Source organism: Pseudomonas sp. MD195_PC81_125, assembly GCF_014060985.1.
GTDB lineage: Bacteria > Pseudomonadota > Gammaproteobacteria > Pseudomonadales > Pseudomonadaceae > Aquipseudomonas > Aquipseudomonas parakoreensis.
In genome coordinates this window covers 1-16741 of record NZ_JABULD010000339.1, presented here as the reverse complement: position 1 = coordinate 16741, position 16741 = coordinate 1, and the positions used below count along the sequence as shown (strand labels likewise).

Annotated in this window: 11 protein-coding genes and 2 pseudogenes; 8 read left to right on the top strand and 5 right to left on the bottom strand. The window is 61.4% G+C overall.

What is annotated here, in order from left to right:
- The first annotated feature begins 176 nt into the window (after positions 1-176).
- The 4 genes from HT737_RS13995 (at position 177) to gcvH (ending at position 4668) form a co-directional block, all read left to right on the top strand.
- Entirely contained in the window at positions 177-1181 is a 1005-nt protein-coding gene (locus tag HT737_RS13995; protein ID WP_047297214.1) for an extracellular solute-binding protein, read from the top strand.
- A gap of 199 nt (positions 1182-1380) precedes the next feature.
- Entirely contained in the window at positions 1381-2997 is a 1617-nt protein-coding gene (locus HT737_RS13990; protein WP_121182544.1) for an iron ABC transporter permease, read from the top strand.
- Between the two features lie 156 nt (positions 2998-3153).
- Positions 3154-4236, top strand: a complete 1083-nt coding sequence (gene gcvT / locus HT737_RS13985; protein WP_047297212.1) for a glycine cleavage system aminomethyltransferase GcvT — start codon at positions 3154-3156, stop codon at positions 4234-4236.
- A 48-nt stretch (positions 4237-4284) separates the two neighbouring features.
- Positions 4285-4668 (top strand): glycine cleavage system protein GcvH, encoded by a 384-nt coding sequence (gene gcvH, locus HT737_RS13980; RefSeq protein WP_041072090.1) that lies wholly within the window; start codon positions 4285-4287, stop codon positions 4666-4668.
- 103 nt (positions 4669-4771) lie between these two features.
- Here the strand turns inward: gcvH and HT737_RS13975 are convergent, their stop codons facing one another.
- A complete protein-coding gene (locus HT737_RS13975) occupies positions 4772-5911 on the bottom strand; it encodes a DegT/DnrJ/EryC1/StrS aminotransferase family protein (RefSeq protein WP_182402931.1) in 1140 nt (379 codons plus the stop codon).
- A gap of 156 nt (positions 5912-6067) precedes the next feature.
- Between HT737_RS13975 and gcvP the strand changes: the two are divergent.
- Positions 6068-8942, top strand: a pseudogene (gcvP, locus tag HT737_RS13970) (aminomethyl-transferring glycine dehydrogenase).
- Between the two features lie 188 nt (positions 8943-9130).
- Here gcvP and HT737_RS13965 read toward each other — a convergent pair.
- The 3 genes and pseudogenes from HT737_RS13965 to HT737_RS13955 form a co-directional block, all read right to left on the bottom strand.
- Positions 9131-9451, bottom strand: a complete 321-nt coding sequence (locus HT737_RS13965) for a DUF2388 domain-containing protein (protein WP_169843014.1) — start codon at positions 9449-9451, stop codon at positions 9131-9133.
- Between the two features lie 65 nt (positions 9452-9516).
- A pseudogene (locus tag HT737_RS13960) lies at positions 9517-11301 on the bottom strand (GspE/PulE family protein).
- A 90-nt stretch (positions 11302-11391) separates the two neighbouring features.
- Positions 11392-11730 (bottom strand): hypothetical protein, encoded by a 339-nt coding sequence (locus HT737_RS13955; protein WP_182402929.1) that lies wholly within the window; start codon positions 11728-11730, stop codon positions 11392-11394.
- A 127-nt stretch (positions 11731-11857) separates the two neighbouring features.
- On the opposite strand from HT737_RS13955, the gene HT737_RS13950 reads away from it, so the two are divergent.
- Positions 11858-12322 carry an Lrp/AsnC family transcriptional regulator gene (locus HT737_RS13950; protein WP_027610503.1) on the top strand — a complete coding sequence of 155 codons (465 nt, stop codon included), beginning with the start codon at positions 11858-11860 and terminating at the stop codon, positions 12320-12322.
- 121 nt (positions 12323-12443) lie between these two features.
- Here HT737_RS13950 and HT737_RS13945 read toward each other — a convergent pair whose 3' ends face one another.
- On the bottom strand, positions 12444-13814 hold the full coding sequence (locus HT737_RS13945) for an inorganic triphosphatase (protein WP_095668062.1): 1371 nt from the start codon (positions 13812-13814) through the stop codon (positions 12444-12446).
- A 155-nt stretch (positions 13815-13969) separates the two neighbouring features.
- On the opposite strand from HT737_RS13945, the gene argE reads away from it, so the two are divergent.
- Both argE and argA read left to right on the top strand, forming a co-directional pair.
- Positions 13970-15115, top strand: a complete 1146-nt coding sequence (gene argE, locus HT737_RS13940; RefSeq protein WP_131670655.1) for an acetylornithine deacetylase — start codon at positions 13970-13972, stop codon at positions 15113-15115.
- Positions 15116-15377: 262 nt separating this feature from the next.
- On the top strand, positions 15378-16676 hold the full coding sequence (argA, locus tag HT737_RS13935; RefSeq protein WP_007967974.1) for an amino-acid N-acetyltransferase: 1299 nt from the start codon (positions 15378-15380) through the stop codon (positions 16674-16676).
- Positions 16677-16741 lie beyond the last annotated feature (65 nt).

Here is a 16741-nt window from a genome sequence, read left to right as displayed (position 1 = left end):
CTTTTTGATCTTGGTTTAAGATCAAAAGATCGCAGCCTCGTTTCACTCGGCAGCTCCTACAGGGGGTGTGTTGCCCTGTGCAACATCTGGTAACTCCTTGGAAAAGAGTTCGATTGAGGTGGTAAATGTGAGTCCTTATCATTTGGCCCACATTTTCCGACCGAGAGATCACTCCCATGTTGGCACCCAAGCGTCTTCTGACTGCACTGGCCCTGACCCTGATCGGCAGCACTACCGCCCAGGCCGCCGACGAGGTGGTGGTCTACTCCTCGCGTATCGATGAGCTGATCAAACCGGTGTTCGACGCCTACACCGCGAAAACCGGGGTGAAGATCAAGTTCATCACCGACAAGGAAGCGCCGCTGATGCAGCGGATCAAGGCCGAAGGTGCAAACGCCAGCGCCGACCTGCTGCTCACCGTCGATGCCGGCAACCTCTGGCAAGCCGAACAGATGGGCATCCTGCAGCCGTTCACCTCGAAGACCATCGACGCCAATATTCCCGCGCAATACCGTTCGTCCACCCATGCCTGGACCGGCCTGAGCCTGCGCGCGCGGACCATCGCTTACTCCACCGAGCGCGTTAAGCCGGGCGAACTGACCACCTACGAAGCGCTGGCCGACAAGAATTGGGAAGGACGCCTGTGCCTGCGCACGGCGAAGAAGGTCTACAACCAGTCGCTGACCGCGACCATGATCGAAGTGCACGGCGCCGAGAAAACCGAGAAGATCCTCAAAGGCTGGGTCAACAACTTGTCCACCGATGTGTTCTCCGACGACGTCGCGGTGCTGGAAGCGATCAACGCCGGGCAGTGCGACGTCGGCATCGTCAACACCTACTACTATGGTCGCCTGCACAAGCAGAAACCGGACCTGCCGGTAAAACTGTTCTGGCCGAATCAGGCCGATCGTGGCGTGCATGTCAACCTGTCCGGTATCGGCCTGACCCAACATGCACCGCACCCGGAGGCAGCCAAGGCGCTGGTCGAATGGATGACCACACCTGAAGCGCAGAAAATCTTCGCCGACGTGAACCAGGAATTCCCGGCCAACCCGGCGGTGGCACCTTCGGAAGAAGTGGCAGCGTGGGGCAAGTTCGTCGCTGACACCTTGCCGGTGGAAGTGGCGGGCAAGCGACAGGCTGAAGCGATCCGCATGATGGATCGTGCGGGCTGGAACTAAAACCTGGGTATATCCTGTGGCGAGGGGATTTATCCCCGATGGGGTGCGAAGCACCCCCAATGCCCTTAATCAAAGCGTACTGATACACCGCGGGCATAGTTTTTAAGAATGCTGCGCATCCGATCGGGGATAAATCCCCTCGCCACAATTGGGGCTGGCATTACTCTTGCGCCGACCCACGATTTATTAGAGAACCCCCTTGGCCCACCCCGCCCAACGCCGCTGGTACCCCATCGTCCTCGCCATTGCCGCGCTGGTGCTGCTGCCCCTGAGTGTCCTGCTGCTGTCGTGGCAGACCATTGATCAGCAAATCTGGTCGCACCTGTGGCAAACCCAGATGCCGCGACTGCTGGGCAATACCCTGACGCTGGTGCTGGGCGTTGGCGTCGGCGTGACGCTGCTCGGCGTCAGTCTGGCATGGCTCACCAGCCTCTGCGAATTCCCCGGGCGGCGCTGGCTCGACTGGGCGCTGATGCTGCCGTTCGCCATTCCGGCCTACGTGCTGGCGTTCGTCTTCGTCGGCCTGCTGGACTTCGCCGGCCCGGTGCAAACCCTGTTGCGTGAGTGGTTCGGCAGCGGCCTGCGCCTGCCGCGTGTGCGCTCCACCGGCGGGGTGATTGTGGTGCTGGTGCTGGTGTTTTATCCCTACGTCTACCTGCTGGCGCGCACCGCGTTCCTGGCGCAGGGCAAAGGCCTGATGGAAGCGGCGCGGGTCCTCGGGCAATCGCCCTGGCAGGCGTTCTGGCGGGTGGCGTTGCCGATGGCGCGGCCGGCGATTGGTGCCGGTGTGGCGCTGGCGCTGATGGAGACATTGGCGGATTTCGGCGCGGTGTCTGTGTTCAACTTCGACACCTTCACCACCGCGATCTACAAGACCTGGTACGGCTTCTTCAGTTTGCCGAGCGCGGCGCAACTGGCGAGCCTGTTGCTACTGGTGGTGATGCTGGTGCTTTACGGCGAGCGGCGTGCGCGTGGCGCCAACCGGGCGAGCAACGAACGGCCGCGGGTCAAGGCGCTGTATCACTTGCAGGGACTCAAGGCGTTCGCGGCGACCGGCTGGTGCGCTCTGGTCTTTGCCTGTGCGTTCGTGATTCCAGTCCTGCAACTCATTGTGTGGTTCTGGCAGCGCGGGCGCTTTGATCTCGATGAGCGCTACGCCGGACTGATCCTGCACACCTTGTACCTGGGTGGCATGGCAGCCTTGATCACCGTCAGCGTCGCGCTGCTGCTGGCTTTTGCCCGACGACTGGCGCCGACCCGGGCGATCCGTTCCGGAGTCAGTCTGGCCAATCTCGGTTATGCGTTGCCGGGTTCGGTGCTGGCGGTGTCGATCATGCTGGCGTTCAGTTATCTCGATCGCGAACTGGTGATTCCGCTGTCGGGCTGGCTCGGTGGCGCCGGCAAACCGCTGCTGCTGGGCAGTCTGGCGGCGTTGCTGATGGCCTATCTGGTGCGTTTCATCGCCGTGGCGTACGGGCCGCTGGAAAACAGTCTGGCGCGTATACGGCCTTCATTGCCCGAAGCAGCACGTAGTCTGGGGGTCAGTGGGCCGCGACTGTTTTTCAAAGTGTATCTTCCGCTGTTGCTGCCTGGCACGTTGAGCGCGGCGTTGCTGGTGTTCGTCGATGTGCTCAAGGAAATGCCCGCGACCCTGCTGATGCGCCCGTTTGGCTGGGACACGCTGGCGGTGCGGATCTTCGAAATGACCAGCGAGGGCGAGTGGGCACGGGCGTCGCTGCCGGCGCTGACCTTGGTGTTGGTCGGCCTGTTACCGGTCATTGGCCTGATCCGCCGCTCGGCGCACCGAAACACTTAGTAGTGAGTCCTGAATCATGCGGCTACAATGCGCGGCATTCGGTGCGGTTCGTCTGACAGACCCGTTCGCTGAAATCGGCTGAAAGCCTTCTGTTTCGCGGCTTTCATCCCGTACAGCGGCTGTCCGCACCTTCGCCACGCCCGGAAGGAGAAACCCATGGGACAGCGTACGCCTCTGTATGACCTGCATCTCGCCCTCGGCGCGAAGATGGTCGATTTTGGCGGTTGGGACATGCCACTGCATTACGGCTCGCAGGTCGAGGAACACCATGAGGTGCGCCGCGATTGCGGGGTGTTCGATGTTTCCCACATGACCGTGATCGATGTCGCCGGTGTCCAGGCCAAGGCCTGGCTGCAGCATTTGCTGGCCAATGACGTCGAGCGCCTGCATCGCCCCGGCCGCGCGCTCTACAGCACGATGCTCAACGAGCGTGGCGGCATCGTCGACGACATGATCGTCTATCGCCTCGAAGACCGTTATCGTCTGGTATTCAACGCCTCCACTCGCGACCAGGATCTGGCGTGGATGCAGGCGCAGGTCGCCGGTTACGACGTGCAATTGCATGAGCGTCAGGATCTGGCGATGCTCGCCATTCAAGGCCCGCAGGCCCGGCAGAAAATTGCCGAACTGGTGACCCAGTCCCGCGCCGAACTGATCAAACATCTCAAACCGTTCGAAGCTCACGTCGATGGCGACTGGTTCATCGCCCGCACCGGATATACCGGTGAGGATGGCCTGGAAATCGCCTTGCCGGCCGAGCAAGCGCCGGGATTTTTCAACGATCTGGTCGGTGCCGGCATTTCGCCGATCGGCCTCGGCGCCCGCGACACGCTACGGGTCGAGGCAGGGATGAACCTCTACGGCCAGGACATTCATCAGGATGTCTCGCCGCTGGCGTCCAATATGGCCTGGAGCATTGCCTGGGAACCGGCCTCGCGGCAGTTCATCGGGCGTGCTGCGCTGGAAGCGGAAAAAGCCGCCGGCGTTGCGCACAAACTGGTGGGGCTGGTGCTTGAGGAACGCGGTGTTTTACGCGCCCATCAGGTGGTTCGTATCGCCGATGTTGGCGAAGGAGAGATCACCAGTGGTAGTTTCTCTCCTACGCTGAGCAAATCGATTGCCCTGGCGCGTGTACCGATGGCCACCGCCGACCGCGCCGAAGTGGAAATCCGTGGCAAGTGGTATCCGGTACGAGTGGTCAAACCGACCTTCGTGCGCCATGGCAAAACCTTGATCTAACCTTTTCCGGCGGGCCTGACCGCTGACAATTTTTTGAGGACACCAAGCATGAGCAATATCCCCGCCGAACTGCGTTTTGCCGAAAGTCATGAGTGGGCGCGTCTGGAAGCCGACGGCACCGTTACCGTGGGCATCAGCGATCACGCGCAGGAAGCGCTGGGCGATGTGGTGTTCGTCGAGTTGACTGAAGTGGGCAAGGTGTTTGCTGCTGAGGATCAAGCTGGCGTGGTTGAGTCGGTGAAAGCGGCCTCCGATATCTACTCGCCGATTGCCGGCGAAGTCATCGCTGTCAACGAAGAGCTGAGCGGCTCTCCGGAATTGCTGAACTCCGATCCGTACGGGGCGTGGATCTTCAAGCTCAAGCCAGCCAACGCTGCTGATCTGGACAAGCTGCTGGACGCCGCCGGCTACAAGGCTGCAATCGGCGAATAATCCTCGCCCTGTAGGAGCTGCCGCAGGCTGCGATCTTTTGATTTTGTTTTTGAAGCAAGATCAAAAGATCGCAGCCTGCGGCAGCTCCTGCAGGCATGGCGGTTCAGGGCTTCAATACGGCTTTGACTGCCGCCACTGAACGCTCGACATCGTCCTTGGTCATGCTGGTGAACATCGGCAACGACACAATCAGTCGCCCGACGCGTTCGGCCACCGGCAACATCCCTTCCTTGAAACCGCGCTCGCGGTACAGACTCAACAAGTGAATCGGCGGGTAGTGATAGCCGATGCCGATGCCTTTGGCCTGCATCTGTTCCATGAACGTGGCCCGCGCCGGCAAACCGTCCTTGCGCTCCGGCAGGACCAGCTGAAACAGGTGCCAGTTGCTGTGGGTGAAATCCGCTGGCGGCAGTTGTGCGCCATAGGTCGCTTCGAAGTCATCGCCAAAGCATTTGAAGTAATGACGGGCCAGTTCCTGACGATGGGCGGTCATCGCCTCGATATGGGCGAATTGACCCAGACCGATGGTCGCGGCGACGTCGGTCATGTTGAACTTGCCGCCGAGCACATCAACGTCGAGACCGTCGAAGCCGTTGCGGGTCACGCCTTGCAAGCGATATTTCTCCGCCAGCCGCGCTTCTTCCGCAGTGTTCAGCACCAGACAGCCGCCTTCGGAGCAGGTCACGTTCTTGTTGGCCTGGAAACTGAACGACACGAAGTCGCCAGTGGCGCCGATGCGCTGGCCATTCCAGCTCGAACCCAACGCCTGCGCGGCGTCTTCGACAATCCGCAGATTGTGTTTGCGCGCGATGGCATATAGCCGATCCATGTCCACCGGCAGGCCTGCGAGGTACACCGGAATCAGCGCTTTGGTGCGCGGGGTGATCGCTGCTTCGAGCTTGTCCAGATCAATGTTGCGGGTCACCGGGTCGATGTCGGCGAACACCGGCGTGGCGCCGACTTCGAGGATCACGTTGGCGGTGGCGACCCAGGAAATCGGTGTGGTGATCACTTCGTCACCCGGGCCGATGCCGGCGATGCGCAGGGCGATTTCCATGGTGCAGGTGCCGGAGTTGAAGGTGCGCACCGGGCGCCCGCCGAAGTATTCCGACAGCTGTGCTTCAAAGGCCTGTACCTTCGGCCCGCTGGTGATCCAGCCGGAGCGCAGTACATCGCCGACGGCGGCAATCGTGGCTTCATCGATGACAGGTTTGGAAAACGGCAGGAACGGCAGTTGGCTCATGAGGGTTCGATCATCCGCAAGTTGGACGCCTGATGCAGGCGCTACAGCATGCCCCGGAACACCCGGCGCCGCCAAGCCGTGCGCGTCGGGATCGGCTGCTATGCTGGTTTGACCGTGTTGCATTGACGCCGAGCGCCAGCCAAGAGAGAGCCTGTCATGTCCCAGTTGCCATCCTTGAGCCAGTTACGCGACCCCCGAAGCCTTCCTGCGCCGCCATTTGGGGCCCGACGCTGCCGAGCAACAGGCGATGCTCGATAGCCTGGGCCTCGGCAGCCGGGTCGAACTGATCGAGCAGACGGTGCCGCCGGGCATTCGCCTGAACCGGGCGCTGGACTTGCCGCCGGCCCTCGACGAGCAGGCGGCGCTGGCCAAACTGCGCGGTTACGCCGAGCAGAATCAGGTGTGGACCAGTCTGATCGGCATGGGCTACTACGGCACGCTGACGCCGACCGTCATTCTGCGTAACGTGCTGGAAAATCCTGGTTGGTACACCGCATACACCCCGTATCAACCGGAGATTGCCCAGGGCCGTCTTGAGGCGCTGCTGAATTTCCAGCAACTGACCATCGACCTCACCGGGCTGGAACTGGCCAACGCCTCGTTGCTCGACGAAGCTACCGCTGCGGCGGAAGCCATGGCCCTGGCTAAACGCGTGGCGAAGTCGAAGAGCAATCTGTTCTTCGTCGACGAAAACTGTCATCCGCAGACCATTTCCGTGGTGCAGACCCGCGCCGAAGGCTTCGGCTTTGAGCTGATCATCGACGCTGTGGATAACCTCAGCCAGCATCAGGTGTTCGGCGCATTGCTGCAGTATCCCGACACCCATGGCGAGATTCGTGATTTGCGTCCGGTCATCGATCAACTGCACGCGCAGCAGGCGCTGGCCTGCGTCGCTACGGATCTTCTGAGTCTGTTGCTGCTGACACCGCCGGGTGAACTGGGCGCGGATGTGGTGTTCGGTTCGTCCCAGCGCTTTGGCGTACCGATGGGCTACGGTGGCCCGCATGCGGCGTTTTTTGCCAGCCGCGAGGAGTACAAACGGGCGATTCCGGGGCGGATCATCGGCGTGTCGAAAGATGCTCGTGGCAACGTCGCGTTGCGCATGGCCCTGCAAACCCGTGAGCAACATATTCGCCGCGAGAAGGCCAACTCGAACATCTGCACCGCGCAGGTGCTGCTGGCTAACATCGCCAGTTGCTACGCGGTGTATCACGGGCCGCAAGGCTTGAAACGCATCGCCCAGCGCGTGCACCGCTTGACCTGCATCCTGGCGGCGGGCCTTGAGCGACATGGCATCCAAAGGATCAACGCACAGTTTTTCGACACCCTCACGCTGGAGGTCGGCGGCGCGCAGAGCGCAATCATCGACAGCGCCAGGGCTGCGCAGATTAACCTGCGGATTCTCGGCCGTGGTCGAGTCGGGTTGAGCCTCGACGAGACGTGCGATGAAAGCACGGTGGCCAAACTGTTCGACGTGCTGCTCGGTGCCGATCATGGTTTGAACGTCGAGCAACTCGATGCAGAAACGTTGGTTTCAGGCATCCCCGACAGCCTCCAGCGCAAGACGCCTTACTTGCGCCATCCGGTGTTCAACGCACATCACAGCGAAACCGAGATGCTGCGCTACCTCAAGCAACTGGAGAACAAGGATCTGGCGCTCAACCAGTCGATGATCCCGTTGGGTTCCTGCACCATGAAGCTCAACGCCACCAGTGAGATGATCCCGATCACCTGGCCGCAGTTCGCCAATCTGCACCCGTTCGCGCCTCGGGAGCAGGCAGTCGGATACACCTTGATGATCGAAGAACTGCAGCGCTGGCTGTGCGCGATCACCGGGTTCGATGCGATCTGCATGCAGCCCAACTCCGGGGCTCAGGGCGAGTACGCCGGGCTGCTGGCGATTCGCAAATATCACGAGAGCCGGCAGCAGGGCGCGCGGGATATTTGCCTGATCCCGTCCTCGGCCCACGGCACCAACCCGGCCTCGGCGCAGATGGCCGGGATGCGCGTGGTGATCGTCGAATGCGACGAGGCCGGCAACGTCGATCTGGACGACCTGAAAACCAGGGCGGCCGAGGCGGGGGACAAATTGTCGTGCCTGATGGCGACCTATCCGTCGACCCATGGTGTGTACGAGGAAGGCATCAGCGAGATCTGCGAAGTTATCCACCAGCACGGCGGGCAGGTGTATATGGACGGCGCCAATCTCAACGCGCAGGTCGGGCTGGCGCGGCCGGCGGACATCGGCGCCGATGTGTCGCACATGAACCTGCACAAGACGTTCTGCATTCCCCACGGCGGCGGCGGGCCGGGCATGGGGCCGATCGGCATACGCGCGCACCTGGCGCCGTTCGTCGCCAATCATCCGGTCGTGCCGATTGACGGCCCGCTGCCGCAGAATGGCGCGGTCAGTGCGGCGCCGTGGGGCAGTGCGAGTATTTTGCCGATCAGCTGGATGTACATCGCAATGATGGGGCCGCAATTGGCGGATGCCAGCGAAGTGGCAATCCTCGCGGCGAACTATCTGGCCCAGCATTTATCCGGCGCATTCCCGGTGCTGTACACCGGGCGCAACGGGCGGGTGGCCCATGAATGCATTCTCGATCTGCGGCCGTTGAAGGCGCAGACCGGGATCAGCGAAGAAGACGTCGCCAAGCGCCTGATGGATTACGGCTTTCACGCGCCAACCATGTCATTCCCGGTGCCGGGGACGTTGATGGTCGAGCCGACCGAGAGCGAATCCAAGGCCGAACTGGACCGGTTTATCGGCGCCATGCTGAGCATCCGTGCAGAAATCACCGAAGTGCAGAACGGCAACTGGCCGGCGGAAGACAACCCGCTCAAGCGTGCGCCGCATACCTTGGCCGATGTCACCGGAGTCTGGGAGCGGCCTTACAGCATCGAGCAGGGCATCACCCCGGATGCGCACACCAAGGCGCACAAGTATTGGCCGGCGGTGAATCGGGTGGATAACGTTTATGGCGACCGCAATCTGTTTTGTGCCTGCGTCCCGGTGGACGAGTACCGCTGATTTCCAGGTTGTACAACCGCCCAAATGTGGGAGCGAGCCTGCTCGCGAAGGCGTCGTGTCAGAAGACAAACATGTATCTGACTCACTTTATTCGCGAGCAGGCTCGCTCTCGCAGAGGTTGTGGTGAATTCGACATTACGGGCAAAAAAATGCCGCTCGATCGAGCGGCATTTCTGTCGGCGGCGGGCTTATTCGGAAGCCACTGCGTTCTTCGCCAGAATCGCATTCGCCAGTTCCATGTCCGTGGCCTGCAGGCCCGGATTGTCGGCGCGGACTTTCTGCATGGCTGCTTCCAGGTATGGCCCACGAATGCCGCCATCGCTGGCGACGAAGCTGCCGGCGTCGTCCTGCGCGGCAACGATCAGCTTGTGATCCTTGAAGGTCAGGTAGGTCGAACCGGTGGTGGCGCCGGACGAAATGACGTTACGCCAAAAGCTGTCGGCCATCGCTGAACCAACGGGAAGGGACAGCAAGGCAAGGGTGGCGACAGCAAGTTTGAGACGCATGATTGAGTGACTCCTGGGGGTTAACTACGGCGTTGGATAACGATTCCCCGATCCGGTTCCGTAGCGGCCTATTTCTGCTCGCTCTGCGGTGTCACCCGCAGCACCTCTTCAAGGGTGGTCAGCCCTGCCGCGACCTTCTGCGCACCCGACAGGCGCAGGCTGCGCATACCTTCCTTGAAGGCTTGTCGACGGATGGCGGTGAGGTCGGTGTCCTGAGTGATGAGGGTTTTGAGGCTGTCGCTCAGTTGCATGATTTCGTAAACCCCGGCGCGCCCGCGATAACCGGTGTCGCGGCACTCGAGGCAGCCGATAGCCCGTTGCGCATTGCCCGGCAGCGGCGCCTGCCAGGGGCGGGTCAGGGTCTGCCAGTCCTCCTCTTCCAGCGTCAGCGGCGCCTTGCAGTGCGGGCACAAGGTACGCACCAGACGCTGGGCCATGACCCCGAGCACCGTGGCCTTGATCAGGTAGTGCGGCACGCCGAGTTCGAGTAATCGGCTGATAGCGCTGGGGGGCATCGTTGGTGTGCAGGGTCGACAGCACCAGGTGGCCGGTGAGTGCCGCCTGAATCGCCATTTCCGCGGTTTCCAGGTCGCGAATCTCGCCGATCATGATGATGTCCGGGTCCTGTCGCATCAACGCACGCACCCCGGCGGCGAAACTCAGGTCGATGTTGTGCTGCACCTGCATCTGATTGAACGCCGGCTCGACCATTTCGATCGGGTCTTCGATGGTGCAGAGGTTGATCTCCGGCGTCGCCAGTTTCTTCAGCGTGGTGTAGAGCGTGGTGGTCTTGCCCGAACCGGTCGGCCCGGTGACCAGAATGATGCCGTTGGGCTGGCGGGTCATGTCTTGCCAGCGGCGCAGGTCATCGGCAGAAAAGCCCAACTGATCGAAGTCCTTGAGCAGCACTTCCGGGTCAAAAATCCGCATGACCATTTTTTCACCAAACGCGGTGGGCAGCGTTGAAAGCCGCAACTCGACTTCGCCACCGTCCGGGGTCTTGGTCTTGACCCGGCCGTCCTGGGGTTTGCGCTTCTCGGCGACGTTCATCCGCCCGAGGCTTTTCAGGCGGCTGACGATCGCCATGGTCACCTGCGGCGGGAATTGATAGACGTTGTGCAACACGCCATCGATGCGAAAGCGCACGGTACCCTGTTCGCGGCGCGGTTCGATGTGAATATCGCTGGCGCGTTGCTGGAAGGCGTACTGGAACAGCCAGTCGACGATGTTGACGATGTGTGCGTCGTTGGCGTCCGGCTCCTGATCGCTGGCGCCGAGGTTGAGCAGTTGTTCGAAGTTGCCGAGGTTGCCGCTTTGCTGATCGGCATTGCTGGCGCCGCTGACCGATTTGGCGAGGCGGAAGAACTCGACGCTGAAGCGCTGGATGTCCACCGGGTTGGCGACCACCCGTTTGATCGGCAGCTTCAGCACGTGAGTCAGGTCGGCTTCCCAAGCGGTGACGTAGGGCTGGGCACTGGCCACGACCACGGCGTCGCGGTCGACCGCCACCGCAAGAATCCTGTGCCGCTGGGCAAAGGCGTAGGACATCAGCGGGGTGATCGCGGCGACGTTGATCTTCAACGGGTCGATACGCATGTACGGCTGGCCGGCCTGCTGCGCCAGCCACAAGGTCAGGCTTTCCAGATCCAGATGTTTACCCGGACGGCTGAGGTCATCCAGCTGCTGGCTGGCAATGAACTCCAGCGGGTGCTGCTGGCCGTGGGTCGCGTGGCGGCGCCGGGCGTTGAGCGCCTGCTCCGCCGAATCCTGGCTGATGAACCTTGGGCGACCAATTCACGCAACACATCGTTGAGATCCAGCCAGCGGTCCTGAGTGGCGAGTTGAACGGACATGCGGGCTCCTTTTGAACGACAGTTCGCAAAGGATAGTCGTGGCCCCGCAGACCGTTGGGCCACTACCCGACAAAGCCGTTGCCGGATTTTTCAGCCAACCGCTTGCGCGGGCGTATCCCACGTCGTGTCGGCGTTTTGCAGGTTGACCGAGCAGACGTTGATCAGGTTACGAAGTTTTTCCGCAATCACTTGGGCGCGATGCCAACTGAAACCGCCCATGACGATGTCGATCGACATCAAGTCGTCCATCCGCTGCACATTGACCTGTTCAGGCGTCAGGAACTGCAGCGCGAACAGGTTCAGCACCCGCACCAGCAGATCCGGCTCGGCTTCGGCGAGGATCTGATACTGCGCCAGGCAATGGCTGTTGTTGACGTTCCAGACATCGGCCCGGGATGGTGCGGTATTCACGGCTTCGAGGTGCGGCATGGCGAGTCTCCAAAAAACACTGGAGAAATTTTTACATTCGGTGCTGGGCATTTCTTGGCTAAGATCGATGTTATTGGCGAATGATCGACCAGTTTGATTCGTATTAATTCATATTTGAGGTTTTTCTATGCACAGCGAGCTGGACAGCTACGACCGCAGGATTCTCGCCCTGCTGCAAGAGGACGCTTCCTTGTCCAGCGCTCAGATCGCCGAGCAGGTGGGCCTGTCGCAGTCACCGTGCTGGCGGCGTATTCAGCGAATGAAGGAGGAGGGGATTATTCGCGGTCAGGTGACCTTGCTTGATCGCAAGAAGATCGGCCTGAACACGCAGATCTTCGCCGAAATCAAGCTCAACGCCCACGGGCGGTCGAACTTCACCGAATTCACCGAGGCGATTCGCGGTTTTCCGGAGGTTCTGGAGTGCTACGTGCTGATGGGCGCGGTGGATTTTCTGTTGCGGATTGTCGCGGCGGACATCGAGGCGTATGAGCGGTTTTTCTTCGAGAAACTGTCGCTGGTGCCGGGGATTCAGGAAGTGAATTCGATTGTGGCGCTGTCGGAGATCAAGTCCACCACCAGCCTGCCGGTCTAGCGCTGATGGCCTCTGTGGCGAGGGGATTTATCCCCGATGGGTCGCGAAGCGGCCCCGCTTTAGTCGAAAGCAGGGACTGCTGCGCAGTCCATCGGGGATGAATCCCCTCACCACACAGTCATCACATACGCAGCAGCATTTTCCACGCACGATTCTGATAAACCGCAATCGCCTGCTGCTTGCGCGCATCGAGCAGTTCGTCAGTGATGGTCGGTTCGTTGGCCAGTTGTGCCAGTTTGTTCAGTTCGCCGTACAGGCGATCCATTTCCGCGATCTCCAGTACGTTGCGCGCGTGGTGCAGCCAGACCTGGATGCGCTCGATGCGCGGCAGTTGTTCGGCCAGATCTTCCGGTTGCTGCTGATAGCGCTGCAATTGCAGGGAGGTGGCTTCTTCGCCCAGCAGGCGCGGCAGCCAGCTGTGCAATTGCGCGGCGCCCTGGCGGTTGCCGCGGGTGTTGCGCTCGGCGGTCCAGGCGCGGGCCAGCAGCCAGCGTGATGCGGTCAGCGAGAACAGGCCCCAGCGCGGGTCTTCCAGTTCTTCGAGGAATTGCTCCGGCGCCGCCTTGCGCACGTCTTCGTCTTCGATGCCGACCTGAACCAGCGGGCGCCAGTCTTCGAGCAATGCGTCCAGCGCCACGCGCAGGTCGTGAGTGGCCGGACGCGGTGCCGCCTGGCCGAGGCTGCTGAGCAGGGCGCGCATTTCGGCGAGGTTCTCGACCCAGTCCTGCAGCAGGCGCCAGTGGCCATTGAAGCGATATTGTTCGGCCAGACGCTGGCTGCTGCCGAGCAAGTGCCAGGCCAGTGCGGCGAAGGCGTCGTCGAGTGGGGTTTCCGGGGTCAGTTGCGGCGCCGGCAGGCTCAGCGAGTAGCTGTTGGCGTCGTACAGACGGTAGCCGCGCTCGGCCTTGCTGATGTCGCACGGCATCAGGGCCAGGGTTTCGGCCAGCTCGGCGGCCAGTTCCAGCAGTGCGGCCGGCTCGCCTTCGCGCAGTTCCAGTTCCAGCTCGCAGATTTCTTCTTTCTGTTTGCCGACCACCACATGACCGAGGTCCAGCGCAGCTTCGATGACCACTTTGGCCTTGCCGCGGCCCCAGGCGATTTCCGCACGCTCGCGGACGAAATCGGTGGTGAAAATCGGTTTCAGGGTTTTTTTGTCCAGCTCGGCCAGCGACTCGGGCCAGCATTCGCCGTCGAGTTTCTTCACGTCGAGCTTGGCTTTGGGCAACTTCCAGTCGTATTCATTACGCTCGGACAGACCGGCAACGCTCTGGCCGCGGGTCTTGAGGGTCTGAATCACTTCGTCACCGTCCTTGCGCAGGCGCAGGGCGACTTTGGCCTGGGCCAGGTCACGCTCGGGGGTGTCGAAGTACTGGTTCATCAACTCACGGCGTTCCCAGCCATTTTTGTTGCGTTTTTTCAGTAGCGGGTGCTCGCGCAGGGCGGCGAGGGTTTCGCGGCTGACGCGGAGTTTGATTTCGGTTTCTTTCTGCATGGCCGGAAAATCCAGGATCGGGAGCGCAGCCGGGGGAATGTGTGGCTGCCAAGGCCGTGCAGTGTACAGGACTCAAACTTCCTACGCCCTGCGGCGGTTTATTCCTGGCGCCGGATGGCTCTATGATGGACTTCAAATCGGAGTTGGAGTCAGCGATGCCTTTGCCGTCCATGCAAGACCAGTTCGCTGCACTGATCGCCGCACCGTCGGTCAGCTGCACCCAACCGGGCCTGGATCAGTCCAACCGGGCGGTGATCGATTTGCTCGCCGGCTGGCTGGGTGATCTGGGCTTCAGTTGCGACATCCAGCAGGTCAGCCCCGGCAAATTCAACCTGCTCGCCACTTTCGGCAGCGGCCCCGGCGGCCTGGTCCTGGCCGGGCACAGCGATACCGTGCCTTATGACGATGCGCTGTGGCAGACCGATCCGCTGAAGCTCACCGAAGTTGACGGCCGCTGGGTCGGGCTGGGCAGTTGCGACATGAAGGGCTTTTTCGCGCTGATCATCGAGGCCGTGCAGCCGCTGCTCGATCAACCGTTCAAGCAACCGCTGCTGATTCTCGCCACCTGTGATGAAGAAAGTTCGATGTCCGGTGCCCGCGCCCTGGCCGAGGCCGGCAAGCCGCTGGGCCGTGCGGCGGTGATCGGCGAGCCGACCGGGCTCAAGCCGATTCGCATGCACAAGGGCATCATGATGGAGCGCATCGATATCCTCGGACAAAGCGGCCATTCGTCGGATCCGCGTTTGGGGCACAGTGCACTCGAAGCGATGCACGATGCCATCGGCGAGCTGCGCGGTTTGCGCCTGTTGTGGCAGCGTGAATTCAACAATCCGCAGTTCAGCGTGCCGCAACCGACGATGAACTTCGGTTGTATTCATGGCGGCGACAACCCGAATCGCATCTGTGGCCAGTGTTCGCTGGAGTTCGACCTGCGTCCGTTGCCGGGCATGGACCCGAAAGTGCTGCGTGCGGAGATCCTGCGCAAGCTCAATCCCGTGGCCGAGCGGCACCAGGTGAAGATCGATTACAAACCGTTGTTCCCGGAAGTACCGCCGTTCGAACAAGCCGAAGACGCCGAATTGGTACGCATCGCCGAAAAGCTCACCGGCCATCGTGCCGAAACAGTGGCGTTTGGCACCGAAGCGCCTTATCTTCAGCGCCTTGGCTGCGAAACCATCGTGCTCGGCCCCGGCGACATCGCCTGTGCCCACCAGCCCGGCGAATACCTCGAAATGTCACGTTTGCAGCCTACCGTGCATCTATTGCGGCAGTTGGTTGAACATTACTGCCTGAAGAATTGAACACATCCCTTGTAGGCGCTGCCGAAGGCTCGGGCCGCGTTCGGACGATCTTTTGATCTTGTCTCTTAAAAAACAAAAGTCAAAAAGATCGCAGCCTGCGGCAGCTCCTACAGGGGAAGACGTTAAATTAGTGGGAATCCAACCCGTATTCATGAGGAGAACGCGCGTGTCGCCAAGCCTGTTCCGACGATAACCATCAGCCCGCTGTGCGTTTTCCGTTTCGCCCTTTTTTCCGGCTGCTATTTATTACAGGCCCAGGTTCATGCCCGAATACGTCAATTGGCTTCGTCACGCGTCCCCTTACATCAACGCTCACCGCGACTGCACGTTCGTCGTCATGCTGCCCGGCGACGGTGTGGAGCATCCGAACTTCGGCAACATCGTCCACGACCTGGTGCTGTTGCACAGCCTCGGTGTGCGTCTGGTGCTGGTCCACGGTTCGCGTCCGCAGATTGAAACCCGCCTCGCCGCTCGCGGCCTGACCCCGCACTATCACCACGGCATGCGCATCACCGATGCGGCAACCCTGGAATGTGTGATCGATGCAGTCGGTCAGTTGCGCATCGCCATTGAAGCGCGGCTGTCGATGGACATGGCCTCGTCGCCGATGCAAGGCTCGCGTCTGCGGGTGGCCAGCGGCAACCTGGTCACGGCGCGGCCGATCGGCGTGCTCGAAGGCGTCGACTATCACCACACTGGCGAAGTGCGCCGGGTCGACCGTAAAGGCATCAATCGCCTGCTCGACGAGCGCTCGATCGTGCTGCTGTCGCCGCTGGGCTACTCGCCGACCGGGGAAATCTTCAACCTCGCCTGCGAAGACGTCGCCACCCGCGCCGCCATCGACCTCGGTGCCGACAAGCTGTTGCTGTTCGGCGCTGACCTCGGTCTGATCGACGAAAACGGCAAACTGGTACGCGAACTGCGGCCGCAACAGGTGCCTGCGCATCTGGCGCGTCTGGGCAACAACTATCAGGCCGAACTGCTGGATGCCGCCGCCGAGGCCTGCCGTGGCGGTGTCGCGCGCAGCCATATCGTCAGCTACGCCGAAGACGGCGCGCTGCTGACCGAACTGTTCACCCGCGATGGTGGCGGTACGCTGGTGGCTCAGGAGCAATTCGAACTGGTGCGCGAGGCGGCGATTGAAGACGTCGGCGGTTTGCTTGACCTGATCAGTCCGCTGGAAGAGCAGGGGATTCTGGTGCGTCGTTCGCGCGAAGTGCTGGAGCGCGAGATCGAGCAGTTCAGTGTGGTTGAGCGTGAAGGGATGATCATTGCCTGTGCGGCGCTGTACCAGATTGCCGATTCGGACGCCGGTGAGCTGGCGTGCCTGGCGGTGAATCCGGAGTATCGCCATGGCGGTCGCGGCGATGAGTTGCTGGAGCGCATCGAGACCCGTGCTCGGGCGCAAGGGTTGAAAACCCTGTTCGTGCTCACTACCCGTACCGCGCACTGGTTCCGCGAGCGCGGGTTCGAGCCTAGCAGCGTCGAACGCCTGCCGGCGGCGCGGGCGTCGCTGTACAACTATCAGCGCAATTCGAAGATCTTCGAAAAGACCCTGTAATCCGAGTCCCCTGTAGGAGCTGCCGAAGGCTTGCGATCTTTTGATCTTGATTCAGAAAACCAAAG

Bases quoted from the DNA above. Each gene is read 5' to 3' on its own strand.
- HT737_RS13995 (WP_047297214.1), top strand. From the start codon at position 177: ATGTTGGCACCCAAGCGTCTTCTGACTGCACTGGCCCTGACCCTGATC.
- gcvT (WP_047297212.1), top strand. From the start codon at position 3,154: ATGGGACAGCGTACGCCTCTGTATGACCTGCATCTCGCCCTCGGCGCG.
- gcvH (WP_041072090.1), top strand. From the start codon at position 4,285: ATGAGCAATATCCCCGCCGAACTGCGTTTTGCCGAAAGTCATGAGTGG.
- HT737_RS13975 (WP_182402931.1), bottom strand. From the start codon at position 5,911: ATGAGCCAACTGCCGTTCCTGCCGTTTTCCAAACCTGTCATCGATGAA.
- HT737_RS13955 (WP_182402929.1), bottom strand. From the start codon at position 11,730: ATGCCGCACCTCGAAGCCGTGAATACCGCACCATCCCGGGCCGATGTC.
- HT737_RS13950 (WP_027610503.1), top strand. From the start codon at position 11,858: ATGCACAGCGAGCTGGACAGCTACGACCGCAGGATTCTCGCCCTGCTG.
- HT737_RS13945 (WP_095668062.1), bottom strand. From the start codon at position 13,814: ATGCAGAAAGAAACCGAAATCAAACTCCGCGTCAGCCGCGAAACCCTC.
- argE (WP_131670655.1), top strand. From the start codon at position 13,970: ATGCCTTTGCCGTCCATGCAAGACCAGTTCGCTGCACTGATCGCCGCA.
- argA (WP_007967974.1), top strand. From the start codon at position 15,378: ATGCCCGAATACGTCAATTGGCTTCGTCACGCGTCCCCTTACATCAAC.